This is a genomic window from Gordonia caeni (assembly GCF_039537105.1).
GTDB classification, from domain to species: Bacteria; Actinomycetota; Actinomycetes; order Mycobacteriales; family Mycobacteriaceae; genus Gordonia; species Gordonia caeni.
This window is the reverse complement of record NZ_BAAAZW010000004.1, coordinates 313,451-337,217: the sequence shown is the minus strand read 5'-3', so window position 1 is coordinate 337,217 and position 23,767 is coordinate 313,451. Positions and strand designations below refer to the sequence as shown.

Annotated in this window: 25 protein-coding genes and 1 riboswitch; of the genes, 13 read left to right on the top strand and 12 right to left on the bottom strand. The window is 69.9% G+C overall.

Annotated features, from left to right (window positions below; translation table 11 throughout):
• The first annotated feature begins 35 nt into the window (after positions 1-35).
• Positions 36-1,034 carry a hypothetical protein gene (locus ABD732_RS08735; protein WP_344782670.1) on the top strand — a complete coding sequence of 333 codons (999 nt, stop codon included), beginning with the start codon at positions 36-38 and terminating at the stop codon, positions 1,032-1,034.
• A gap of 45 nt (positions 1,035-1,079) precedes the next feature.
• Here the strand turns inward: ABD732_RS08735 and ABD732_RS08730 are convergent, their stop codons facing one another.
• Complete coding sequence (locus ABD732_RS08730) at positions 1,080-1,445, bottom strand: hypothetical protein (RefSeq protein WP_344782668.1); 366 nt, start codon at positions 1,443-1,445, stop codon at positions 1,080-1,082.
• 305 nt (positions 1,446-1,750) lie between these two features.
• Here ABD732_RS08730 and ABD732_RS08725 point away from each other — a divergent pair, with 305 nt between their 5' ends.
• Entirely contained in the window at positions 1,751-2,458 is a 708-nt protein-coding gene (locus tag ABD732_RS08725) for a M23 family metallopeptidase (RefSeq protein ID WP_344782666.1), read from the top strand.
• Positions 2,459-2,542: 84 nt separating this feature from the next.
• Here ABD732_RS08725 and ABD732_RS08720 read toward each other — a convergent pair whose 3' ends face one another.
• The 6 genes from ABD732_RS08720 to ABD732_RS08695 form a co-directional block, all read right to left on the bottom strand.
• Entirely contained in the window at positions 2,543-3,052 is a 510-nt protein-coding gene (locus ABD732_RS08720) for a flavin reductase family protein (protein ID WP_344782664.1), read from the bottom strand.
• A 73-nt stretch (positions 3,053-3,125) separates the two neighbouring features.
• On the bottom strand, positions 3,126-4,160 hold the full coding sequence (locus tag ABD732_RS08715; RefSeq protein ID WP_344782662.1) for a PHP domain-containing protein: 1,035 nt from the start codon (positions 4,158-4,160) through the stop codon (positions 3,126-3,128).
• A gap of 2 nt (positions 4,161-4,162) precedes the next feature.
• Entirely contained in the window at positions 4,163-4,987 is an 825-nt protein-coding gene (locus tag ABD732_RS08710; protein WP_344782660.1) for an MBL fold metallo-hydrolase, read from the bottom strand.
• The gene (locus tag ABD732_RS08705) at positions 4,984-5,589 is read right to left on the bottom strand and encodes a helix-turn-helix domain-containing protein (RefSeq protein ID WP_344782658.1); all 606 of its coding nucleotides are present in this window, start codon (positions 5,587-5,589) and stop codon (positions 4,984-4,986) included. Before ABD732_RS08705 ends, ABD732_RS08710 begins: the two co-directional genes overlap by 4 nt.
• 38 nt (positions 5,590-5,627) lie before the next feature.
• A complete protein-coding gene (locus tag ABD732_RS08700; protein ID WP_344782656.1) occupies positions 5,628-6,221 on the bottom strand; it encodes a DUF1707 SHOCT-like domain-containing protein in 594 nt (197 codons plus the stop codon).
• Between the two features lie 91 nt (positions 6,222-6,312).
• Positions 6,313-7,194, bottom strand: coding sequence for a sulfurtransferase (locus ABD732_RS08695; protein WP_344782654.1), 882 nt, complete (start codon positions 7,192-7,194; stop codon positions 6,313-6,315).
• A 304-nt stretch (positions 7,195-7,498) separates the two neighbouring features.
• On the opposite strand from ABD732_RS08695, the gene ABD732_RS08690 reads away from it, so the two are divergent.
• Positions 7,499-8,785, top strand: coding sequence for a glutaminase (locus ABD732_RS08690; protein ID WP_344782652.1), 1,287 nt, complete (start codon positions 7,499-7,501; stop codon positions 8,783-8,785).
• Positions 8,786-8,803: 18 nt separating this feature from the next.
• On the opposite strand, the gene ABD732_RS08685 is transcribed toward ABD732_RS08690, so the two are convergent.
• Complete coding sequence (locus ABD732_RS08685) at positions 8,804-9,442, bottom strand: metallophosphoesterase family protein (RefSeq protein WP_344782650.1); 639 nt, start codon at positions 9,440-9,442, stop codon at positions 8,804-8,806.
• 117 nt (positions 9,443-9,559) lie between these two features.
• Between ABD732_RS08685 and ABD732_RS08680 the strand changes: the two genes are divergently transcribed.
• A complete protein-coding gene (locus tag ABD732_RS08680; protein WP_344782648.1) occupies positions 9,560-11,212 on the top strand; it encodes an ABC-F family ATP-binding cassette domain-containing protein in 1,653 nt (550 codons plus the stop codon).
• Here the strand turns inward: ABD732_RS08680 and ygiD are convergent.
• From ygiD to ABD732_RS08665, 3 genes are all read right to left on the bottom strand, one after another.
• Positions 11,199-11,984 (bottom strand): 4,5-DOPA-extradiol-dioxygenase, encoded by a 786-nt coding sequence (gene ygiD / locus ABD732_RS08675; RefSeq protein WP_344782794.1) that lies wholly within the window; start codon positions 11,982-11,984, stop codon positions 11,199-11,201. The two genes, ABD732_RS08680 and ygiD, sit on opposite strands and share 14 nt — an antisense overlap.
• A gap of 81 nt (positions 11,985-12,065) precedes the next feature.
• Complete coding sequence (locus tag ABD732_RS08670; protein WP_344782646.1) at positions 12,066-13,088, bottom strand: LLM class flavin-dependent oxidoreductase; 1,023 nt, start codon at positions 13,086-13,088, stop codon at positions 12,066-12,068.
• A 51-nt stretch (positions 13,089-13,139) separates the two neighbouring features.
• The gene (locus ABD732_RS08665; protein ID WP_344782644.1) at positions 13,140-13,496 is read right to left on the bottom strand and encodes a GNAT family N-acetyltransferase; all 357 of its coding nucleotides are present in this window, start codon (positions 13,494-13,496) and stop codon (positions 13,140-13,142) included.
• 53 nt (positions 13,497-13,549) lie between these two features.
• A riboswitch (cobalamin riboswitch) is annotated at positions 13,550-13,736 on the top strand.
• A 28-nt stretch (positions 13,737-13,764) separates the two neighbouring features.
• On the opposite strand from ABD732_RS08665, the gene ABD732_RS08660 reads away from it, so the two are divergent.
• The 7 genes from ABD732_RS08660 to ABD732_RS08630 all read left to right on the top strand — a co-directional run bounded on the left by ABD732_RS08660 (position 13,765) and on the right by ABD732_RS08630 (position 20,768).
• Complete coding sequence (locus ABD732_RS08660; protein WP_344782641.1) at positions 13,765-14,730, top strand: ABC transporter substrate-binding protein; 966 nt, start codon at positions 13,765-13,767, stop codon at positions 14,728-14,730.
• A gap of 62 nt (positions 14,731-14,792) precedes the next feature.
• Entirely contained in the window at positions 14,793-15,794 is a 1,002-nt protein-coding gene (locus ABD732_RS08655; RefSeq protein WP_344782639.1) for a FecCD family ABC transporter permease, read from the top strand.
• Positions 15,791-16,615, top strand: coding sequence for an ABC transporter ATP-binding protein (locus ABD732_RS08650; RefSeq protein WP_425553010.1), 825 nt, complete (start codon positions 15,791-15,793; stop codon positions 16,613-16,615). The genes ABD732_RS08655 and ABD732_RS08650 overlap by 4 nt, the downstream gene beginning before the upstream one ends.
• Entirely contained in the window at positions 16,612-17,364 is a 753-nt protein-coding gene (locus tag ABD732_RS08645) for a (2Fe-2S) ferredoxin domain-containing protein (RefSeq protein ID WP_344782635.1), read from the top strand. Before ABD732_RS08650 ends, ABD732_RS08645 begins: the two co-directional genes overlap by 4 nt.
• Before the next feature lie 86 nt (positions 17,365-17,450).
• Positions 17,451-18,296, top strand: a complete 846-nt coding sequence (locus ABD732_RS08640; RefSeq protein WP_344782633.1) for a Cof-type HAD-IIB family hydrolase — start codon at positions 17,451-17,453, stop codon at positions 18,294-18,296.
• The gene (locus ABD732_RS08635) at positions 18,289-19,644 is read left to right on the top strand and encodes a hypothetical protein (protein WP_344782631.1); all 1,356 of its coding nucleotides are present in this window, start codon (positions 18,289-18,291) and stop codon (positions 19,642-19,644) included. Before ABD732_RS08640 ends, ABD732_RS08635 begins: the two co-directional genes overlap by 8 nt.
• Entirely contained in the window at positions 19,641-20,768 is a 1,128-nt protein-coding gene (locus ABD732_RS08630) for an ATP-binding protein (protein WP_344782629.1), read from the top strand. Before ABD732_RS08635 ends, ABD732_RS08630 begins: the two co-directional genes overlap by 4 nt.
• Positions 20,769-20,838: 70 nt before the next feature.
• Here the strand turns inward: ABD732_RS08630 and ABD732_RS08625 are convergent, their stop codons facing one another.
• Positions 20,839-21,972 carry a CapA family protein gene (locus ABD732_RS08625; protein WP_344782627.1) on the bottom strand — a complete coding sequence of 378 codons (1,134 nt, stop codon included), beginning with the start codon at positions 21,970-21,972 and terminating at the stop codon, positions 20,839-20,841.
• 114 nt (positions 21,973-22,086) lie between these two features.
• Here ABD732_RS08625 and ABD732_RS08620 point away from each other — a divergent pair, with 114 nt between their 5' ends.
• Together ABD732_RS08620 and ABD732_RS08615 are read left to right on the top strand one after the other, a co-directional pair.
• Positions 22,087-22,791: a YoaK family protein gene (locus tag ABD732_RS08620; RefSeq protein ID WP_344782625.1), complete on the top strand. Its 705-nt coding sequence runs from the start codon at positions 22,087-22,089 to the stop codon at positions 22,789-22,791.
• 39 nt (positions 22,792-22,830) lie between these two features.
• Positions 22,831-23,766, top strand: coding sequence for a hypothetical protein (locus tag ABD732_RS08615; RefSeq protein ID WP_344782623.1), 936 nt, complete (start codon positions 22,831-22,833; stop codon positions 23,764-23,766).
• The last annotated feature ends 1 nt before the right edge of the window (position 23,767 follow it).

Here is a 23,767-nt window from a genome sequence, read left to right as displayed (position 1 = left end):
TTCAAGCATGTGCTCTGTTGTGAAATGAGGGTCCCGTGCTTCGCGTCTATCTCGATCAGTTCTCATGGATCGGTCTCGCCAGAGCTGCGCATGGCCGGACCGGCGGCGAGCGCTACCGCGACGCGCTGGAGATGTGCCGTGCAGCAAGGGTGCACGAAATGGCATCGTTCCCCCTCGATCTGTATCGGTACTGGGAGACAGCCAAGAACCACAACGAGGGCTCCAGGAACCGCCTCGTTGAGACGATGATTGAGTTGTCCGACTTCGACACCATCACCACACCCAAGCAACTTCTCTATTACGAGATCGACATTGCCCTACGTGCCCGCTTCGGCCGGCCAACCGATGTGACTGCGCCTCGCGTCTTCGGACGAGGCATCGCTCACCTGACCGCCGGCGGCGTCCACAACTCAATGAGACCGACCGATGAGTGGGCCACCTCCGGAGATAAGAGCAGCGACCTCCGGACTCCCGTCGACCGTCAGCTCGAAGAGCTACTGCTGCGCGCAGGTCCAAGCACACACGCGCACGCGGGCCTCCCACTCGATCTAGTCAACTGGGGTGACCTGTTCGTACAGCACGAAGTCAGCGTCGCTGAAGAGATCGCGCGACGGAAGGTACCGCGCGCCGAGTTGCTTCCTGCGGTCGTCCACTCAGACTTCAACGACATCGCCCCGGCCCTCCGTGATCGGCTCACGGCCGCCGGCATCAGTGCAACGGAAGTGACGGAAACCTTGGGTGGCGTAGGTCTGCTCCAACTCGTTCAGTCCCTCCCCACCCGCCGGGTGACCAACGCACTGCGGGTGAGCAAGCACCTGCATCCGCCCCAGCATCAAAAGTGGAAATCGAACGACTTCATCGACGCCGTGCAACTACCCGTCCGCACGGTCTACTGCGACCTGGTGTTTACCGAACAACAGTGGGTCCGAGCCCTCACGCGCGATAAGGACGACAAGCTCGATGAGCGGTTCGATACCAAGCTGATCTTTAAACCCGAGCAGCTGGTCGAGGCGCTGGTCACCGCGAGCCCGTGACGGCGGTAGCGATGATCCCGGTCCATCCACGGAAGCGACAGGTGACTACGGCGCCGAGTACGCAGACTTGTTTACGGCCGACTGACGGCGCCCGCTGAGGCGAATCTCGGCACCCCCTGCGACCAGCGCTCTTCTCACCGCCTGCTGGCTCACGCCGAAGCGCAGCCCGACCTCCACCAGCGTCAATCCACCCGCATACAACTCAATCGCTTCGGCGAGGTGGCACTCATCGAGACCGCGCCGGCGGATCGGGACCGAGCGGCGGGCAAGGTGTGCCGCCGCGGTGCGGCGATGAATGCTGAACCGCTCGCCCAACTGCACCAGTGTCGCGCCCGACTCATACGAGGCCACCAGCTCGTCCACCTGTGCCGGGCTCAGAAAGGTTTGAGTCATCCCAACTGCACGCACCATCCGGCCCCGCTCGTCTGCTACAGACGGCTCCAGCGGCCGCCGGTCCCGCCGGTAGAGGCCCCGCGACCTGCGAGAAGCCACGGTTTTCAAGGCCGGGCAGGGGTTCTCGAACTGTCTACGAAGGTCCACAAACGATAATCCGCTTCGACTTCGGTCGGGGCGGATTCTCTTGTAGGGCGATTCGGTGGAATCGGGGGGTCCGGCACGGGTGGTCGAGACCGTTCTCAGCAACAGTTCAGGCACGATGAAGTAACCTCGCCGTGTCCTTGCCGAATCTAAAACGTTATCGAAACCCGAATTGGACTATGACTGTGCTTCAACACCGACTGAACACCCATGACTCGACGGTGCCCGCTGCCCTCACCGCCCACGACACCACGTCGCGAACCCGACGGTCCGGCCGGCACCGCGCGGCCAAGACCGTCTCGCCGATGCGGGTCGGTGCGCTGGTCGCCTTCGCCGGCGCCATCGGTCTGACCTTCGGCGGTGCCGGACAGGCGGCGGCACATCCCGCCGCGCCGACCGCACCGGCGAACGTCGCCTCGCCCGTGGACCTGGACCTGCCGCCGGAGATCGACGACCTGGTGCGCGGCCTGCTGCCGCCGAGCGGACTCGCCCCCGGTCAGAACCGCGCGGTGGCACCGGCGAAGGGCACCGTGACCTCTGGCTACGGCGCCCGCTGGGGAACCAACCACAACGGCGTGGACATCGCGAACAAGATCGGCACCCCCGTGCACGCGGTGACCGACGGAACCGTTCTCGAGTCCGGTCCGGCCTCGGGCTTCGGGCAGTGGATCCGCGTCAAGCAGGATGACGGCACCGTCGGCGTGTTCGGTCACGTCGACAAGAGCTTCGTGAAGGCGGGGCAGCAGGTGCGCGCCGGTCAGACGATCGGCACCGTGGGCAATCGCGGCCACTCCACCGGCCCCCACCTGCACTACGAGGTCCGGGATGCCAAAGGCAGCGCGCTCAACCCGCACGCCTGGCTGGCCAAGCGGGGCGTGCACCTGTGAGGTGAGCCCGCCGGATGATCTCGACCTCCGGCCTCGCTCCGACCGCCGGCCGGGAGACCCCCGATCGGCGGGGCGCGACCGAGCTCACGCCGGATGTCCCGGTTCGATCGCCTCGCCCATGGCCAGACTCACCCACGCCGACAGGTCGGAATCCCGCTGCCGGACCTCGCCGGCCACCGGGGCGAGGAGATGGCCCGTGTGATCGCCCACGTCGATCCGCTCGATGATGCGGCCGGCGAACCACACGCCGGAGTCGGTGAGTATCGGCAGGCCGTGCGGACCCTCCGCCCACCGGCATGCGGAGAACTTGTCGACCGAATCCCCGGTTTCGCCGCCGAAGAGCCGCGCCAGTTCCGCGTGCTCGCGGGCGATCAGGTGTACCGCGAGGTGATCGGCGTGCGCGGCCACCCCGTGGGTGTGGTTGGCGCGCGAGATTCCGACGAAGAACAGCGGCGGGTCGATGCTGCTCTGGGTGGCGAACCCCACCAGGCAACCTGACGGACCGTCGGCCGAACGCGTCGTGACCACGTAGAGCGGGCGGTCGACCGCCACCAGCGACTCGAAGGCACCGGTGCTGTCCGCGGTTCTGCTCACGTGCTCTCCCTTCGCTCCGGCGCATGTATCGGGAACGTAGGCCTCTTACCCGCGGTGACCCGATTCCAAACAATCAGTGCCCGGCCCATGCCGACAGCCGCTCCACCGACCAGGTGTTCACGATCCGGTCCGGCTCGATGCCGTGCTGCACGGCGCGCTGTGCACCGAGGCGGCTGAACTCGAGTTGTCCCGGCGCGTGGGCATCGGAGTCGACGGCGAACAGGCAGCCGAGGTCGTGGGCGAGGGCCAGCAGTTCGTCGGGCGGATCGACCCGTTCGGGACGCGAGTTGATCTCGACCGCCGTGCCGTGGTCGGCGCAGGCGCGGAAGACGGCCGCGGCGTCGAACGTCGAGGGCGGACGTCCGCGTCCGGCGATCAGTCGGCCGGTGCAGTGCCCGAGCACCTGCACGCGCGGATCGCTCACCGCGGCCACCAGTCGGGCGGTCATCGGGCCGCGGTCCATCCGCAGCTTGGAGTGCAGGGAAGCCGTCACCACGTCGAGCCGCTCGAGCATGGCCGGGGACTGGTCCAGCGAGCCGTCGTCGAGGATGTCCACTTCGATCCCGGACAGGAGTCGGAAGCCGTTGCCGTGCCGGCTGTTCCAGGTGTCGATCAGGTCGAGCTGGCGGCTCAGACGTTCCGCGCTGAGACCGTTGGCCACCGTCAGCCGCGGCGAATGGTCGGTGATCGCCAGCCACCGGTAGTCCAGCGCCACCGCGGCCGCCGCCATCTCCGGCAGCGGTGCGCCGCCGTCGCTCCAGTCGGTGTGCACGTGCAGGTCGCCGCGCAGCAGCGGTGCCAGCGGTTCGCCGTCCGGCATCGGTGACGGTGCCCGTTGCAGTGTGTCGAGGTAGTTCGGCAACGCGCCGTCGACGGCGTCGGTGATCACCGCAGCAGTCGTCTTGCCGATGCCCGGCAGCGCGGTCAGGGTGCCGGCACGGCTGCGCTCCGCCAGTTCGGCGGGGCTCAGGGCGGATACCGTGACCGCGGCCCGCCGGAAGGCTTCCACCCGGTAGCTCTTCTGTCGGTCGCGCTCGAGCAGCCAGGCGATTCGCGAAAGCGCTGTCGCCGGATCGACGGGCGCACTCAACGGCGCAAGGGTTTTCATGTTTACGGCTCGTCGGGGTCGCGGATCTGATCGGTGAGCCAGCCGATGTAGCGTTCGGCCGAGGCGCGCACCGCGGCTCTGGCGCCGGAGTCGATCACGTCCCCGAAGGCGCCGTAGATCCGGTCGAAGGTCAGCGTGTCGACCGCGCCGACGATCTCCCGGACGAGTCTGGGGGACAGTGGAATCAAGTTGGGGTAGCTGCGCATGAAGGACACGCTCGTGCGGTCGGCCCCGACCATCATGGTGTCTCCGGTGAGCAGTAGTCCCCGCCCGTCGGCCCCGTGGGCGACATGGAGCACGCAGCTGCCGGGGAAGTGACCGCCGCAGCGCTGGAGGCGGACCCCGGGGGCCGCCTCCAGCGTCTCGTTCCAGAACGTGATCACCGGGTCGGGCCGGGTGATCCAGCGCCGGTCGTGGCCGTTGACGTAGACGGGCGGCTCGTCGAGCAGGTGGCTCAGGGACACGCTGGCGCCGATGAGATGCGGATGACTCGAGACGATCGCGCACACGGGGCCGGCGGCCCGCAACCGGTCGACGAGGCCGGCACCGATGAATCCGGGCGGCTCCCACAGGACGTTGCCGGCAGGTGTGTGCACGAGGAAGGTGCGCTGGCCGATGCCGACGGAGGGGTCGACGGTGAACTCGGTCAGGCCGGGTTCGGGGGTCCGCACGGTCACCGACCGGGTCTCACCGGGATCGAGCGATGCCCAGTGCTGGCCTTCGGCGGGCACGTACTGGCGTTCGTTGACGCAGATCAGGCAGACACTGGGCATCGGCCCGGGCGGGTACTCGTTGCCGCAGGTGACACAGATCCAGGCGGCAGTCATCGGCCGTCCGGCGACGGCCGGGAATTGTCGGTGGCCCGCACGTGGGCGCGTTCGCCCTGCCGGCCGATCAGGCTGAGGTACTCGACGGGGCCTGCGCTGGTCGCGCCGAACCAGTGCGGCGTCCGGGTGTCGAACTCGGCTGCTTCGCCGGCTTTGAGCAGCAGGTCCTGGTCGCCCAGAACCAGGCGCAGGGTGCCGTTCAGGACGTACGCCCAGTCGTAGCCCTCGTGGGAGCGGGGCTCGGGGACGACGTCGTCGTCGCCGGCGGGCAGCACGAACTTGTAGGCCTGGATGCCGCCGGGGCGGCGGGTCAGCGGGATGATCACCGAGCCGCCCCAGCCGGCGAGGGGCCGCAGGTCGATGCGCGGATCGGCGCTCTGCGGCGCATCGACCAGCGAGTCGATGGTGACCCCGTAGTAGCGCGCCAGCGGCAGAAGCTGCTCCAGAGTCGGTCGGCGCAATCCCGACTCCAGTCGGGAAAGGGTGCTGGCCGAGATGCCGGTCGCCTCGGCGAGTTGGGTCAGGGTCACCTCGCGGCGCAGTCGCAGGTGCTTCAGCCGGGCGCCGACCGCGTCCAGGGTGGTGTCGAAATCATCGCTCATACCTCGAGTTTGCCATTCGGCAAGCGTTCATGCCGAGGTCAGGACCGTTTGATGATCACCGAACTCATCCCGGACAGATGTCCGGTCAGGATGATCGTCGGGCCGCCCGGGCGGCGCGGTGCGCCGGCCTTGTCCTTCACCTTCGACCAGCCGCCCACGGCGAGGTCGTCGTAGGTCACCTGCTGGTCTGCGCCGAGCCGGAGTTTGATGGTGCTGACCGAGGCCTGCAGACCCAGCTCCACCACGTCGCTCTGGAAGCGGGCGAGCGTGAAGTCCAGGTCGACGGTGCCCAGCTCGGCGGTGGCGACGATCTGCGCCGGCACCTTCCAGGTGCCCTTGCGGCGGGCGGTGTCCCAGTCGGCCTTCAGTTTCAGCGGCTTGCCCGCGGGGCCGGCACCGGCTTCCAGCGGGGACGCGACGGCGGTGGGGAACAGGCGGTCGTAGCTCGGCAGATCGTGCAGGGTCTCGCGCAGCTCACCGCGCGTGCGGGCCACATAGACGGCGCCGGAGCGCTCTTCGAACTCGTCGAGCTGCAGGTAGCCGGCCGAAAAGGATTCGTTGAGCAGTGCGATGGCCCGTTCGCGTTCGGGCGTGCCGACGCGGATCTCGTCGTCAGGGATGTCGGAGGACATGGGTTCCACTGTAAGGGCGAGCCCGCAGCCGGGGGACGTGCGCACCCGTCCGGGGCGCCGCTCGACGGCAGCGTCCCGGCGGGAGGCACGATCAGCGGGGCGACGATCCGGTGACGAGCGGCAGCTCCGGGTCGGCGGTCCATGCCGTCAGCGAGCCGTCGTAGACCCCGACGTCGTCGCGGCCGGCAAGCGCCAGTGCCCACGCCACACCGGTGGCGGCGATCCCACCGCCGCAGTAGGTGACCACTGTTCGGCCGTCGTCGAGCAGGCCGGCCCGCTCGAACTCCACCCGCAGTTCCTCCACGGGCCGCAGGGTGCCGGTCTCCGGATCGAGCAGTCCGGCCACCGGGAAGTTGATGCTGCCGGGGATGTGGCCGTTGCGGGCGTAGGTGTTCACCTCGCCGCGGTAGGTGGGCTCGTCGAGGACGTTGACCAGCAGGACTCCGGGATCGTCGAGGGCGGCGGCGACCTGCGCGGTGGAGCGGATCAGCCCGGGCCGGCGATCGCCGACGAACGCGCGTGGCGTGGGCGTCGATACGGCATCGGTCAACTCACCGCCGGCGTTCTTCCAGGCGGGCAGGCCGCCGTCGAGAACCACCGCGTCGTCGAAGCCCTCCAGGCGGAGCTGCCACCAGAGGCGGGTGGCCCAGAAGACGTCGTGCTGGCTGTAGATCACCACCGTCGCGCCGTCGCCGATGCCCAGCGCACCGGCCGCAGCGGCGAAGCGCTGGTGGTCGGCGGCGGTCCACGGCTGCGGATCGGACGGATCGGCGAAGTCGGTGAGCAGATCGGCGAACAGTGCGCCCGGAATGTGCTCGGCGGCGTAAGCCAGGGCGCCGGATTCCGGCGTGTACGGGCCGTCCTCGGGGATCGGCAGATGGGTGGTCGAATCGATCACGACGAGGCCGGGATCACCCAAGTGGTCCTGGAGCCATGCGGCGTCGACGAGTGGGGGAAGCTGTGCGGAAGTCACGGATACCTCTGGAGTCGGGGGACGGGGTGGTGAGGCCGACTCTAGGCACGGATCGCGGTCCCGGCGTGGCGCCTGCGGCCAGGAATGGGCGGGCGTTGACGGACCCGGCCCGGAGCGCTAACCCGACCTGCTCCCGCACCGGGCGGGCGACCTCGTCCGATCGGGTGGAATCGCGCCGGGGATCGCTTCGGGGTGGTCGGTCGGCATGCGATCGCGGGCACCTGCCCGGTTGCGCCCGCAGTGGGCAGAAGGCCGAGTCCGTACACCCCGGCGCGCGTGCGGCACGACCCGTACGCTGATCGACGTGCGTTCACCGATTCCCGATTACCTCGCTGAAGCCCTCCGCTCCGTCGAGGCCGACCAGTCCGGTGCCACCGCCGACTACATCCCGGAACTGGCCGACGCCGATCCCGATCTGCTCGCCGCGGGCCTGTGCACCGTCGACGGCCACGTCTACTCCGCCGGGGACGCCGGCGTGGAGTTCAGTATCCAGTCGATCTCCAAACCGTTCGTCTGCGCGCTGGCGCTGGCCGACCGCGGCTTCGACGCGGTCCTGGAGAAGGTGGGCGTGGAGCCCAGCGGTGATGCGTTCAACGAGATCTCGCTGGAACCGGGGTCCGGGCGTCCGCTGAACCCGATGATCAACGCCGGTGCGATCACCACGCACACCCTGGCCGGGCCGGAAGAGGCCACCCCGGAAGCGCGGGTCGAGCGGATCATCGACGGCCTCAGCGCCTTCGCCGGGCGTCGCCTGCAGGTCGACGAGTCGGTCTACCACTCCGAGCTGTCCCACGCCTACCGCAATCGCGCGCTGGCCAACATGCTGCGCGCCCACGACATCATCGGCGAGGATCCGCTGGTCGCCGTGGCCGGATACACCCGGCAGTGCTCGCTGCTGGTCAACGTCGACGATCTCGCGGTGATGGCCGCGACGTTGGCCAACCGGGGCATCAATCCGGTGACCGGGGCGCCGGTGGTGTCGGCGAAGGTGGTGCGCCAGACCCTCAGCGTGATGGCCACCTGCGGCATGTACGACGGTGCCGGCGACTGGATGACCCGCGTCGGGGTGCCGGCCAAGAGCGGTGTGGCCGGTGGCCTGATCGGTGCGCTGCCCGGGCAGGCCGGCATCGCCACCTTCTCCCCGCGGCTGGACCGGCACGGCAACAGCGTGCGCGGCGTGGAGCTGTTCGAGCGGTTCACCGCGGACATGGGCATGCACCTGATGGAGGTGCCGCCGGCCGCGCCGGCGGTGATCCGGGACCGGCGGGTGCTGGGAGCCGGGCACGGGAAAGTGCTGCTGCTGGCCCTGCAGGGCGACATCCGCTTCGCCGGCGGCGAACGTGTGGCCCGCGAGTTCCAGGAGCGCCCGCCCGCCGAGAAGCGCGTGGCGATCAGCCTGCGGCGCGTGTCCTCGGTGGACGACGTCGCGCGCCGGATGCTGCTCGAAGCCGTCCGTCGCCTGACCCTCGACGGGCACGACGTCTACCTGATCGACCCCGACACCGTGCTGCCCGACCCCGAGCCGGGCACCGGCGGCCGGGTGACGGTGTACCGCCACGTCGACGAACTCGAGGCCGGTTCGGACGACTGACCCGGCGACCGGCCGGTCTCAGTCCGTTCGGGGCCACGGCAATCGATCCAGGTCCGCCGGACCGGCCTCGATCAGCGCGACGAGGTCGGCTTCGCTCACCGGGATCCCGCCCCAGGCGTCCACTCCGACGTTGATCATCCGGCCACGCTGGCGCCAGCTGTCGTGCACGTGGCCGCAGAGCAGCCACGAGCCGTCGTCGACTGGGCGCCACCGCGCGAGCTTGTCGGCGCGCTCGTGTTCGTGCGGCTCGTCATAAGCGCCCTTGTCGGGGTAGGGGAAATGCGAAACCTGCACCGTCACACCGTTACTCAGAGTGAGCGCGGTGTCGGTGGGGATCAGCCGGGTGAGCCGGCAGCGCTCGCGGTAGACGTCGGCGAAGCGCTCGCTGCGCGCTGGCCCGTTGAGGGGATGGCAGCGGTCGTGGTTGCCGGCCACCAGGGTGACGTCGGCACCGATCCGCGCGAGGTTGGGCAGGGTGTCGTCGATACGGCCCATCGCGACGTCGCCGAGATGCCACAGGTCGCGGTGGTCGCCGAGGGTGGCGCGGGCGTGGGCCACCAGATCGGCGTCCATCTGCTCCGTGTCGTCGTACGGCCGCCCGCAGTACCTGATGATGTTCGCGTGCCCGTAGTGGGTGTCGGAGGTGAAGTACCGCACGGGCGCCCCTCTCGTCGTCGATACGTGAGTCCGTGACATCCATCCTGCCCGCACTGCGGTCCTGGGGTGGGGGCCTCGGCGTGGGGGACCGATCACCGGATGGGAGACGATGGGGGCATGACCGCAACGCTCGTCGCCAAAGACGTCACCGGTGGGTACGCGCACCGCGTCCTGTTCGACCGGCTGGATCTGACGGTCGCCCCCGGCGACGTGGTGGGGGTGGTCGGTGCCAACGGGGCGGGGAAGACGACGCTGCTGCGCATTCTGGCCGGCGACCTGGCTCCGCTGGAGGGCACGGTGTCGCGTGCACCGGCGGACGCCTTCGTGGGCTGGCTACCGCAGGAACATCAGCGCGTGCCGGGGGAGACCGTCGGGCAGTACGTCGCCCGGCGCACCGGCTGCGCCGCGGCGACCGTTGCCATGGACGCCGCGGCCGACGCGCTCGCCGATCCGGGCGCTCCGGCCGCCGCGGCGGATCGGTATGCGGCGGCCCTGGATCACTGGCTGGCCACCGGCGCACCGGATCTGGACGAGCGACTGTCGGGGGCGTTGGCGGACCTGGGGCTGGACACCGGAACGGCGCCGGGCGAGACGCTGATGACCGAACTGTCCGGCGGGCAGGCGGGACGCGTGGGCCTGGCGGCGCTGCTGTGCTCGCGCTTCGACGTGGTGCTGCTCGACGAGCCGACCAACGACCTCGACCTGGACGGGCTGGCCCGGCTCGAAGAAGTGGTGCGCGGCATGCGCGGCGGCGTGGTGCTGGTCAGCCACGACCGGGAGTTCTTGTCGCGCAGCGTGACCCGCGTTCTCGAACTGGATCTGGCCCAGCACACCAACACCGTCTTCGGCGGCGGGTACGACAGCTACCTGGAAGAGCGCGAGGTGGCGCGGCGGCATCGGCGCGAGGAGTACGAGGAGTACGCGGACCGCAAATCCGACCTGGTCGCGCGGGCGCGCACCCAGCGCGAATGGTCCAGCCAGGGCGTGCGCAACGCCATCCGGAAAGCGCCCGACAACGACAAGATCCGGAAGCGCGCCGCCAGCGAGTCCAGTGAGAAGCAGGCGCAGAAGGTCCGACAGATGGAGAGCCGGATCGCGCGGCTGGAAGAGGTGGCCGAACCGCGCAAGGAATGGGTCCTGGAGTTCACCATCGGTGCGGCGCCGCGCTCCAGCTCCGTGGTCGCCACCTTGAACGAAGCCGTGGTGCAGCAAGGGGATTTCACCCTCGGCCCGGTGTCGATCCAGGTGAACGCCGGGGAGCGGATTCAGATCACCGGGCCCAACGGGGCGGGCAAGTCGACGCTGTTGCGGCTGCTGCTGGGGCAGATCGCGCCGGATGCCGGGACGGCGCACCTCGGGGCGAACGTCGCCGTCGGCGAGATCGACCAGTCGCGCGGGCTGTTCACCGGCGACCGGCAGCTCGCCGCGCGTTTCGAGGAACTGATGCCCGACATGACGACCGCTGACGTGCGCACCCTGCTCGCCAAGTTCGGCCTGCGCGCCGATCACGTCGACCGGCCGGTCGACGGGCTGTCACCGGGGGAGCGCACCCGGGCGGCGCTCGCGCTGCTGCAGGCGCGGGGCACCAACGTGCTGGTGCTCGACGAGCCCACCAACCATCTCGACCTGCCCGCCATCGAACAACTCGAATCGGCGCTCGCCTCCTACGACGGCGCCCTACTGCTGGTGACCCACGACCGGCGCATGCTGGCCACCGTCGACGTCGACCGGCGCTGGCATGTCGAAGACGGCCGCGTCAGCGAGCTGTGAGCAGCTCCGGGTCGAGCCCGAGGGTGTAGGCGGCCATCGAGATCGAGCCCGCGGTGTAGCCGTCGACCAGCAGATCGAGGGGCTCGGCGTCGGCGATACCGGCCACGTAGAGCAGCGGCAGGAAGTGGTCGGGGGTGGGCACGGAACGGGCGAAGTCCGGGTGGGCCTGCAGGTCGAGGACGTCGCCGGGGGAGCGGGTCAATATCTCGGCGGCGGCGTCGTCGAACCGGCGCGCCCAGTCGAAACCGGTGTCGGCGCTGCGGAAATCGATGGTGCGCAGGTTGTGCACGATGTTCCCGCTGCCGATGATGAGCACTCCCTGATCGCGCAGCGGGGCCAGCTTGCGGCCCAGCTCCAGGTGGTGGTCGTAGTCCTTGAACGAGTTGAGCGAGAGCTGCACCACCGGGATCGAGGCGTCGGGGAAGGCGTGCCGCAGCACCGACCAGGTGCCGTGGTCGATGCCCCAGCTGTCGATGTCCTGGCCCACCCACGTCGGTTTCACCACGTCGGCCACCTGCTCGGCCAGCTCGGGTGATCCGGGGGCCGGGTACTCCACGTCGAAGAGCTCCTGGCTGAAGCCGAAGAAGTCGTGAATGGTCCGTGGCCGCGGCATCGCGGTGACCGCGGTGGCGTTGGTGTACCAGTGCGCGGAGATCACCAGGATCGCACGCGGCGTGGGGACGGCTCGCCCGAACGCCTCCCACGATTCGGTGTACCGGTTGCGGTCCAGGGCGTTCGTCGGACTGCCGTGCCCCACGAAGGCCACCGGCATCCGTCCGCCGGGTGAACTGTCTGTGGTCGTATCGATGGTGCTCATGGGGTGTGCCGCCTCTGCTGGGTGCTGGTGCCGATGCTACGCCAGCATGTCCTTGACCAGCGGAACCACGCGTTCGCCGTACAGCTCGATGGAGCGGCGCTGGGCGGCGTGCGGGACGGGCTGGTCGTACTTCAGGTCGAAGCGGTCCACTTTCAGCGTGCCCAGGGTCCGGACGATCTTCCGGGCGACGGTCTCCGGGGATCCGAGATACAGGGCGCCCTGATGGATCTCGCGCTCGAAGTCGCCGGGGACCGGGTCGGGCCAGCCGCGTTCACGGCCCAATTGCCGCCGGAACTCCAGCCAGCCGTCGTAGGTCACCTCGCGGGCCTCCTCGTCGGTCTCGGCCACCAGCCCCGGCGAGTGCACGGCGACCGGAGCGCGCGGCACCCCGAACTCGTCCTGGGCGCGCTCGAACAGATCGATGTACGGCGCGAACCGATCGGCCGAGCCGCCGATGATCGCCAGGAACAGCCCGAAGCCGTAGCGCGCGGTGCGCACCACCGACTCGGGGCTGCCGCCGACCCCCACCCAGGCGCGGATGCCGTTCTCGGTGACCGGGTAGACGCGCTGGTCGCGCAGCCCGGCCCGGGTGGAACCGGACCAGGTGACCGGCTCCTCCGTCAAGAGGGCGGACAGCAGTTGCAGCTTCTCCTCGAACAGCACCTCGTAGTCACTCAGGTCGTAGCCGAACAGCGGGAAGGACTCGATGAACGAGCCCCGCCCGGCGACGATCTCGGCGCGACCGTTCGAGACGGCGTCGAGGGTGGCGAACCGCTCGAAGACCCGTACCGGGTCGTCCGAGCTCAGGACGGTGACCGCCGAGCCGAGCCGGATCCGGTCGGTGCGGCCGGCCACCGCCGACAACACCATCTCCGGGCTGGAGACGGCGAAGTCCGGGCGGTGGTGCTCGCCGACGCCGAAGAAGTCCAGGCCGAGCTGGTCGGCGACGACGCCGTCCTCGACCAGATCCCGGATCACCTGGGCGTGCGGCAGCGGCCGGCCCTGCTCGTCTTTGGTGACACCGCCGAAGGTGTCCAGGCCGAATTCGATCTCGCTCATGTCCGGATCAATGGCCGCGCCGCTCCCGATATTCCCGCCGGCGGCGGGCGCTCACTGCTGCCGGTCCTTCACCGCCGCCAGGTGCACCGGCGCCGGGTCGACGACGTGCTCGTCGTACTGCGGATGTTCCGGAAGCCATTTGGCGACGTACGGGCACACCGGAACGATCGTGTAGCCCCGGGCCACCACATCGTCCACGACGCTCTGTACCAGCAGCGACGCCAGTCCCTGGGAGCCGTAGTCGGCGGCGATCGCGGTATGGAAGAGGACGCGCGCGGTGGCGCCGTCGTCGCCGGCGACGTCGACGTACGATTCCTCACCGATCTCGCGGCCGTCGGCCGTGCGGTCGATGAGCACGTAGCGCTGCTCGTCGGGGCGGTGCTCAACGTGAAAACGCTTCTCGGTCATGTGGCCCTCCTGTGGCTACGGTGCTGCGACTACCGGCGCCGGCCACCGGGCTACCATGCCTAGAACGTCGCGGTGTTCGGGAAGTCCGGTGGAAAGCCGGCGCGGTTCTCGCCACTGTAAGCAGGTCCGGAGACGGTTTCGGGAGGAATCCCGGCCACTGGGTGCCATGTGTGCCCGGGAAGGTGCCGTTTCCGGTGGGCCCTGCGTAGCCAGGAGACCGGCCGCGACCGACCACCTTGTACTCCACGAGAATGGAAGGCGGGTAGCCGTGCGCACCCTCTCCTCGATCGCTGCCGTGGTGGCAGCGGCCGCTTTGACCGTTTCCCTCACCGCCTGCGGGACCGATGATTCCCCGCAGGGCACGGGCGCGGTGACACTGCAGAACTGCGGCCGGACGGTCAGCCTGGCGGCACCGGCCACCCGCGGCATCACCGTCAACCAGGGCGCCACCGAATCGGCGCTGGCGATCGGCGCCGAGAAGGACCTGGTCGGCACCGCTTACCTCGACGATCAGATCGCGCCCCAGTTCAAGGAGGCCTACGACTCCGTGCCGGTGCTCGCGCCCAAGTACCCGGACCTGGAGACGGTGCTCGCCGCCAAGCCCGACCTGGTGGCGGCGTCCTATTCGTCGGCCTTCACCGACGGCGGCATCGGCAGCCGGGACGAGTTCGCCGGCCTGGGTATCGCGACCTACGTCTCGCCGTTCGGGTGCGAGAACAAGGACGACCGGCCGGCCCCCTCATGGGATGCGATCGCCGGAGAAGCCTCGGACTACGGCGTGCTGTTCGGGCGCACCGACGAGGCGGACCGCGAGAACCAGCGGATGCGGGAGACGCTGGCCGAGTTGAAGACCGCCGATGCCGGGCGCGGCACCAGCGTGCTCTGGTGGGACGCGGGCACCGATACGCCGTCGGTCGGCGCCGGTGACGGCGGACCGCAGCTCATCATCGACGCGGTCGGTGCGACGAACATCTTCGCCGGCCTGTCCGGCAACTGGACCGACGCGAGCTGGGAGCAGGTGGTCAAGGCCGATCCGGACGTCATCGTCCTGATCGACGCGCTGTTCTCCACCGCTGAAGACAAGAAGGCGTACCTGGAGTCCGACCCGGCTCTGCAGAGCCTGACGGCCGTCAAGAACGAGTCGTACCTGGTGGTGCCGTTCTCGGAGTCGACGCCCGGCCCGCGCACCATCGACGGTGCGGTGAAGCTGTCGCAGTACCTGGGCGCGCGCTGATCGGCGTGGCTCCGGCGACGCAGGCGTGGACTGCCAGGTCCGGCCTGGGCTATGCGGCACTGGTGACCGCACTCGTCGCCCTGCTGGTGGTGAGCATCGCAGTCGGCGTCGTCATCGGCTCGGTCGGACTGAGTCTCGGCGAAGTCTTCGCGGCGGTGGGATCGCGGCTGGGACTGCTCGGCGGAGTGGATGCGGCCAACGAGCACATCGTGGTGAACCTGCGGATGCCCCGCGTGGTGACCGCGGCAGCGGTCGGCGCGGGGCTCGCCGTCTGCGGCAACGTCTTGCAGTCGCTGACCGGTAACGTTCTGGCCGATCCGTACCTGCTCGGCATGTCCTCGGGCGCCTCGGTCGGTGCGGTGCTGGCCCTGACCACCGGAATCGGGGCGGGCGCCCTGGCCGGGATCGGCGCGGTCTCGGCGGCGGCGTTCATCGGTGCGATGGGTGCGCTGGGCCTGGTCTTCGCGATCGCCACCACGCGGACCGGGGCGTTGCTGCCGAATCGACTGATCCTGGCCGGTGTCGCCGTCGCGCAGGGCGGGGCGGCCATCAGTTCGGCACTGATCTACTTCGGCGACCGCGGCGCGGCGGACGCCGTGCTGCGCTGGACGCTCGGCTCGGTCGCCGGAGCGCGGTGGCCGTCGACGATCGTGGTGACGGCGATGGTGGGCGTCACCCTGGTGGTGGTGTGGGCGTATGCGCGGTCGCTCGACGCCTTCGCCTTCGGCGACCGCGCGGCGACGAGCCTGGGGGTGCCGGTCACCGTGACGCGCTGGGTTCTGTACATCCTGGTGTCCCTGTGTACCGCGGTGATCGTGGCGCAGACCGGGATCATCGGCTTCGTCGGCCTGGTGATCCCGCACCTCGCCCGCCTGCTCGTCGGCCCGCTCCATCAGCGGCTGCTGCCGGTGACCGCACTCGTCGGGGCGTTGTTGCTGGTGTGGACCGATGTCCTGGCACGCACGGTGAAGGCCGGGCAGGAGCTCCCGCTCGGTCTGGTCACCGCCATCGTCGGCGTCCCGGTCTTCGTGTGGATCCTCCGCCGCCACGGGGCCGCCGCATGATCGGTGATCTCCCCGAGTCGCCGCCGTCGATAGACCTCGAGGGCGTGAGTTTCTCGGTCGGTGAGAAGCGGCTGCTGAGCGAGGTGAGCGCCGCGGTGCCTGCGGGCCTTTTCACCGGTCTGATCGGGCCCAACGGCTCGGGCAAGACCACCCTGCTGTCGACGATCGCACGATGGACCCGGCCGGATTCCGGGCGCGTTCTGCTCGACGGGAAGCCCGTCGGCGACTATCCGCGCCGCGATTTCGCGCGCGTGGTCGCGACCGTCGAACAGCATTCGGCGACCGAAACCGAGCTCACCGTGGAGCAGATCGTCGACCTGGGCACCATTCCCCGGGCCGGCGGCCGGCTGCGTCGCACCGACACCCGCGAGCTGGTGAACCAGGCGATCGGACTGCTCGGCCTGGAGCCGCTGCGCCGCCGGACGTGGCAGTCGCTGTCCGGTGGGGAACGGCAGAAGACGCAGATCGCGCGGGCCCTGGCGCAGCAGCCGGCGGTGCTGCTGCTGGACGAGCCGACCAATCACCTCGACGTGTCCGCATCGCTGGAAGTGCTGCAGCTGCTGCGCGCCCTGCGCGTGACGGCCGTCGCGGCGCTGCACGACCTTCAGCTGGCCGCCATGTACTGCGACCACCTGATCGTCCTCGACGGCGGCCGCGTGGTGGCGCACGGACCGGTCGCCGAGGTGCTGACCCCGGAGCTTCTGGCCGAGGTCTACGGGCTCGACGCCGAGGTCGTGCCCCATCCGCGCACCGGCGCGCCGATGGTGGTGCTGTGCGGGACCACCGTGCCGACCGTTCCGGTCGACGGAGCCGGCCGGTGACCGCGGACTGGGTGATCGTGACCGCACCCACCGACCGGGGCGGGCTGCCGGCGCCCGCGCTCGGACGCGCACTCGACCGGGTGCGCGACGGCAGGCCGGGTGTCGAGTTCCGGGTCGCCGTGCTCGGTGGCTCGGACACCCCGATCACCGAGGCCCTCGACGCGGCGGCCGCCGCGGGCGCCGAAACGGTGCTGCTGGTCAGCGGACAGACCCTCGGCGACGCGAAGCAGGACTCCTGGCTCGCGCGAATCGTCGGGCACTGGCTGCGGAGCCGGCCGGCGGACGGCGCGACGCCCGAAGTGCGGGTGGCGCCGCTGCTCACCGAGTACGACGGCTTCGCCGACCTCCTCGAGGAGGCCGTCGGCCGCGGCGGCACACCTGCCCGGACCCGGACCGCGCCGATCGTCTCCCCGGCGTGGGAGGCCGTCCCCGGCTTCGCCCGGCACGTGCTGGTCTGCCGCGGCCCCCGGTGCAGCGTCGAAGGCAGCCGGGAGAGTGCGCAGACCCTGAGCGCCGCGCTGGATCGGCGCGGTCTCGGCGACGACGACGTGCTGACGACCGTCACCGGCTGCCTGTTTCCCTGCGGGCAGGGACCGGTGATGGTGGTCTACCCCGAGGGGACCTGGTACGCGCAGATGCGTCCGGAGCGGATGGACCGGCTGGTCGACGAGCACCTGTGCGCCGGGCGCCCGGTGACCGAGTGGGTGACGCGTGACATGCGTGCCGACGACCGCGACGCACGGGCCTGACCGCACCGGAGCCGTTTCGGACACGATTCGCCTGTCACCGGCTGGACCGCCTGTCGGTTCCGCACGGCGGGTGTGAGGATGCAGGCGTGGCCGAATTCCGACTCACTTCATTGCCCGAAGACCTGCGTCTGGTCGTCGCCGACATGGACGGCACGCTGCTGACCGATGCGGGCGAGGTGCCCGACGCCTTCTGGCCTCTGCTGGACACCATGCGCGAGCGGGGGATCCGGTTCGTCCCGGCCAGCGGCCGCCAGTACTACACGCTGGAGACGCTGTTCGCGCATTCGCCCGCGGGGCTGTCGTACATCGCCGAGAACGGCAACCTGGTGGTCCACGACGGCCGGTTGCGCGCCTCCACCACCCTCGACCGGGATCTGGCCGCCGACGTGATCGACGCCGTGCGCGCCGCGAGTGCGGCCGGCCGCGACCTCGGGGTGGTGGTGTGCGGCAAGAGCGGCGGCTTCGTCGAGCGGCAGGACCTGCCGTTCGTCGCCGAGTCCGACAAGTACTACGTGCGCCTGACACAGGTCGACGATCTGCTGGCCGTCGACGACGAGATCCTCAAGCTCGCGGTCTTCGACTTCGACGATGCCGCCTCCGCGGAGCGGGAGCACTTCGCCGGCTTCCGCGACCGCTGCCAGGTGGTGGTCTCCGGACCCAACTGGATCGATCTGATGGCGTCGGGGGTGGACAAGGGAATCGGCGTCCGAACCCTCCAGGACGACCTCGGGATCACCCCCGCGCAGACCGCGGTGTTCGGCGACTACCTGAACGACCTGGAGATGCTCGACGCCGCCGACTGGTCGTTCGCAATGGCCAACGCGCATCCGCAGGTGCGTGACCGGGCCCGCTACCTGGCTCCGAGCAACACCGATCAGGGGGTCGTAACCGTGCTGGAGGCACTGCTGCGCGCCGAGGTCCGCGGTGACTGACGAGGCGGAGCTCGCCGCCCTGCGGGAACGTGTCGCCGCCCTCGAGGTGCGCAACGCCGAGCTGGCCGCGCAGGCCTGGCCGCGCTCGCACCGGAAGCTGCGCACCACCGCGTGCATCGTGCTGGTGGCGGTGGGTCTGCTGCTGGCCCCGGTCGCCGCCGTCGGCACCTGGGCCAGGATGCAACTGGTCGACACCGATCGCTTCGTCTCCACCTTCGCGCCGCTGGCATCGGACCCGCAGGTGCAGGCCTTCGTGACCGATCAGGTGACCGACCAGCTGGATGCGACGCTTGACCTGGATAGGCGCGTCAGTGAACTGTTCGGCCAGCTGCAGGACGGTGAACTGCCGCCGCGCGCGGCCGCGGCGCTCGGGCTGCTCGAGGCCCCGACCGTCGCCGGGCTGCAGAACCTGATCTCCGCGACGACGCAGCAGCTGGTGGCCTCGGAGCGTTTCGCCGACCTCTGGGCGGCCAGCCTGCGGCTCAGTCACCATCGGACGACGCAGGTGCTCGACGACGACCCGGGTGCGCTGGCGCGGCTGTCCGAGGACGGAGTCCTCAGCCTCCGGCTGGAACCGGTGGTCGCTGCGGTGCGCGCACTCCTGGCCGACCGCGGCATGCCGTTCCTCGACGGCATCGCGCCGGCCGACCGCGGCCGGGAGATCCCGATCCTGAGCGCGGATTCGCTGGCCCTGGTCCGTGCGGTCTACGACGTGGCGGTGATCGGCGGCTACTGGCTGCCCTGGGTGGTGGTGATCCTGTTGATCGCCGGAGTACTAGTGGCGGTGTCGCCGCGGCGGGCCCTCGCCGGCACCGCGACCGCCGCCGCGGTGGTCTTCGCCTTGATGTCGCTGGGAATCTGGATCGGCCGCAACGTCTTTCTGAACGCGATCAGTCCGGGAGAGTTGCCGCGGGACGTGGCAGGCGTGATCTTCGATCAGGTCACCGGCCTGATGTCGTCGACGATCGTCGCGCTCACCGTGTTCGGCGTGCTGGTGGCGATCGGGGCCTGGTTCGCCGGACCCGCCCGTCCGGCGCGCGCTCTGCGCGGGGTGTGCGCCGCCGGCTTCGGGCGGGTGCGGACGGCACTGGACGCCCACGGCGGGGCCACCGGACGGGTGGGCGCCGTGGTGGAGCGGTGGCGCACCACCATCGTGGCCCTGGCCGTCGCGGCCGGGGTGGTGGGCCTGGTCGTCACGCGCCCGGTGACCGTGGCGAGCGTGGTCTGGTTCGTCGTCGCACTGATCGTGCTGGTGGTGGCGGTGGAACTGGTGCGCCGTCCGGCACCGCCGGCCGGTCCGGAGGAGCCCGAGACGGCGTCGCCGACAGCCTACGATCTTCAGTCATGACTGCAGAGCTGACCGTGGGTACCCGATTCGGCGGCTCCGAGCCCGCCCACCTCTGGGCGCCACGCCTCAATCGACACACCTTCTGGTGCGGTCAGAGCGGCTCGGGCAAGACCTATGCGCTCGGGGTGTTGCTGGAGCAGGTGTTGCTGCACACCAGGCTGCCGCTGGTGATCCTCGATCCCAACGGCGACTTCGTGCGGCTGCCCGAGATCCGCGAGGACGCGCCCGCCGACCTCGCCGCCGAACTGGCCGCGCGTGACATCCGCGTGTGCGGTGCGGGCCCCGACGCCACTGATCCGCTGCACATCCGCTATCTGAACATGCAGCTGACCTCGCGGGCGGCACTCTTGCAGGTGGACCCGGTGGAGGATCCGGACGACTTCAACGCTCTGCTGCGCATCGACGCGAAGATCCGCGACGCCATGGACGTGATCGGTCTCGCCGCCGGTGAACGGCAGTCCCTGGGACTGCGCGATTCACTGGTGCAGTGGCTGCGGGCCCAGCCCGACCCCGAATTCAGCCGGCTCGCGATCCGGCTGGAGAACCTGGGAGTGGCCGACTGGACGCTGTGGGCCTGGGGAGACCGCGGCGCCGTCGACGTGATCGACGCCCGCCCGGACGCGACCGTGGTCGACCTGAGTGGGTTCGACACCGGTGTCGAACCGCGGGCGGCCGCCCTGGCGATCCTCGATCATCTCTGGGCGCACCGGCACGAGCGGATCGGCCGGCTGATCGTGATCGACGAGGCGCACAACCTGTGCCCGCCGAATCCGGTCACGCCGATCCAGAAGTTGCTGACCGAACGGATCGTGCAGATCGCCGCCGAGGGCCGCAAGTACGGATTGTGGCTGCTGATGTCCACGCAGCGTCCGTCCAAGGTGCACCCGAATGCGCTGTCCCAGTGCGACAACCTCGGCCTGATGCGGATGAGTTCGCCGCGCGACCTCGCCGAACTCGGATCGGTCTTCGGCTACGCGCCGGACGAACTCCGCGAGCAGGCCACCGGCTTCGGTCAGGGCCAGGTCCTGTTCGCCGGTGGCTTCGCGGCCGAACCCATGCTGGTCCAGATGGGCCCGCGCCTCACCCGCGAGGGCGGCGCCGACGTCCCCGTCGAACTGCGCTGAGGTCGGCCCCGGATTTCGGTGCTTGAACCGACGCTGGAGGTCGCTCAAAGCGCCGAGATCCCCCCGTCCGTCACGGGACGGGCGTGAACTGATCGGAGACGGTGCCGTCCAGGGTCGGGGAGATCTCGTTCAGGAAGCCGAGCACCTGGCGGCGCTGCGCCCCGCGGTACGGGGTGGGCACGTAGTCGTTGTAGCCCTCCTGCCGGGACAGCCGCGTCGGGATGACCCGGTAGTCCACGCCGGTCACGGCGCCCTCGTGCACCGTCAGGCGGGTCTGCAGGATCACGGTGCGCTTGTCGGCCGGATTCGTGTTGCCGCCGAAGGCGAAGTTGCCGAGCGAGTAGGCGATCAGCCGCCCGTCGTAGACCGCCATCGACTGCAGGACGTGCGGGTGCGTGCCGATCACCGCATCCGCGCCGGCGTCGATCGCGACGCGCGCGAGGTCGCGCTGCACCTCGTACGGCAGGTGCTCGGACTCTATGCCCCAGTGGAAGTAGGGGATCACCACGGCGGCTCCGCGTTTGCGCAGGCCCTCGATGTCGGCGGTGATCTTCGCGCGGATCGCTGGGGTGTCCTGCCAGGTCTGGTAGCTGACCAGCCCCACCGGGATGCCGTTCACCTCGCGCAGCAGCGAGAAGTCGTAGTCGGAGCCGTCGTAGCCGGGATTACCGGTCCCGACGTAGTCCACCCCGGCCTCGTCGAGGGCGGCGATGGTGTCGTTGAAACCCTTGCGGCCGTAGTCCCAGGTGTGATTGTTCGCGATGGTGACCACGTCGATGCCGCCGGCCGGAAGTGTCTTCGCCAACGCCGGTTCACCGTGGAAGTGGTAGACCTCGCCGCCGCCCTTGTCTCGCTTGGTGCGGGATTGAGTCAGGGCCACTTCGAGATTCGCGATCGTCAGGTCCGACTCGTCGAAGTACTTCCGGACGTTCTGGAAGAAGTAGGCGGGGTCCTTGTCGTTCTGCTCCCACGCCGCCGGGAGGGTGAGACCGCCGAACTGGTCGTCGGAGCCGAGGATGTTGTCGCCGGCCCACGACAAGGTGATGGTCCCCGAGGGGTTCTCCGGGCCGCCGACCCCGGCGGCAGTGGAGCCGGTTGCTTCCGGGGACGGGCCGGTCCCCTGGGGTCCGCTGCCGCAGGCGGTCACCAGGAGCAGCGCGGCGCAGGCGGGGACCAGCCGGACGAAAAGGGAACGTGATGGCACCACGGTGATGCAAGTCGACCGCCGCCCGCGCCGCAAGCCTCCGGACGGACGACATGCGCCGGTCTGGAGTCGACCCGGTCCGGCAGGTCACGTGCGCAGTGCCAGAATGTCGTCGTGAAGAAGATTCAGCGGCGGCAGGTGAACCTTGCGGTGCTGCTGTCTGCGGCCGCGGGGTATCTCGACGCCGTCGGCTACGTCTTCCTCGGCGGCTTCTTCGTGTCGTTCATGAGCGGCAACACCACCGAACTGGCCACCAGCATCGCCGAGGGGCGGCTGGCCACCGCCGGCCTGGCCGCAACGCTGATCGGCTGCTTCTTCGGCGGCGCCGTGCTGGGTGCGGTCCTGGTAAGGCACTGGGACGGTCGCACCCTGGTGCTGGCTTCCAGCAGCGCGCTGGTCGGGATCACCGCCCTCCTGGCGAACCTGGTCCATTCGGAGTGGCCGGTCACGATCCTTCTGCCCCTGTCGATGGGCGTCGTCAACGCCACCTTCCTCACCGCAGGCGAGGCGAGCATCGGGCTCACCTACATGACAGGGGCCCTGGTCAAGGCGGGACAGCGCCTGGTGGACGCCTTCTACGGCGGACCGCGCATGCTGTGGGCCCGCCACCTGTCGCTGTGGGCGGCGCTCCTGGTCGGCGGCGTGGTCGGCGCGGGGACGTTGCACTGGATCGGTCTGGCCGGTGCGCTGTGGCCGATCGCCGGTCTGCTGGCGGTGGTCACCGCGGTGGTGGCCGTCGACCGGCGCCGCCGCGGCGTGTTCGGGGAGCGGCCGGGCCGCCGGGAGATCCAGGTCCTCGGCCCGGACGTGGGCGACTGAGCGCGCCGCCCCGCGCGGCGGTGGCCTAGGCTGGCTGCCATGGACGAGACCACCAGCGACCTCGCCGCTCGGCTGCTCGAAGCTCAGGTGGCATTCGGGCTGCGGCAACTCACCGACGACGCCGAGTTCGCCGAACTCGTCGAGCACGAGGTCACGTTCTTCCTCACCGAATCGGGCACGATCCCCCTGGAGACGGTGATGCCGCGCGAATTGATCAAGGCGGTCGCCCGCAAGTACACGATGCAGTTCCCCGTTGAAGGGGCGATCCCCGAACTGGTCGGGCAGGTGGCCGCGCGCCTGTACCGGCACGAGATCCACGAGACCACCGATCTGACCGAGGTGATGTCCACCCGCCGCTTCGACGAACTCGCCTCCACCGCAGTCGAACTCGACGTGGCGCAGCGGGCGATGGGGCAGGTGCTGGCGAGCCCGACCACCGCCGACACCGTCGTCGAGGTGGTTCAGCACGCGGTGGAGAACCGGTTCGGTGCGCGCACCGCCAGGCGGTTCGCCGGGACGGTGGAGAAGTGGACGCGGCGCGGGACCGCGTTCGTGCTCGATTCGGCCAGCGAGGACTCCGACGAACTGCTGCTGGAGGCGGTCCGCGAGTTCTGGCACGGCCGGGCCGATCAGACCCTCAACGGATTCCGAGACACCGTCACCGAGGCCGACGTCGAAGACGTGGTGGTCCTGATATTCGAGTTCTGGAGAACCTTCCGGCAGACCGAGTACTTCCGGACCCTCCTGGACTCCGGGGTCGACGAGGTCTTCGACACCTACGGCGCCACACCGGTCGCCGACGTCCTGGAAGACCTCGGCATCACCGAGGACGACCTGCACGAGGAGGCCCTGCGATTCGGTCCGCCGGTGATCGCACGACTCGAGGCGGAGGGCTATCTGTCCGGCCTGCTCCGCCGCCGCTTCGCCCCGTTCTACGAGTCCCCGGAGTACCTCGCCGCCGTCGCCGCGCAATAGC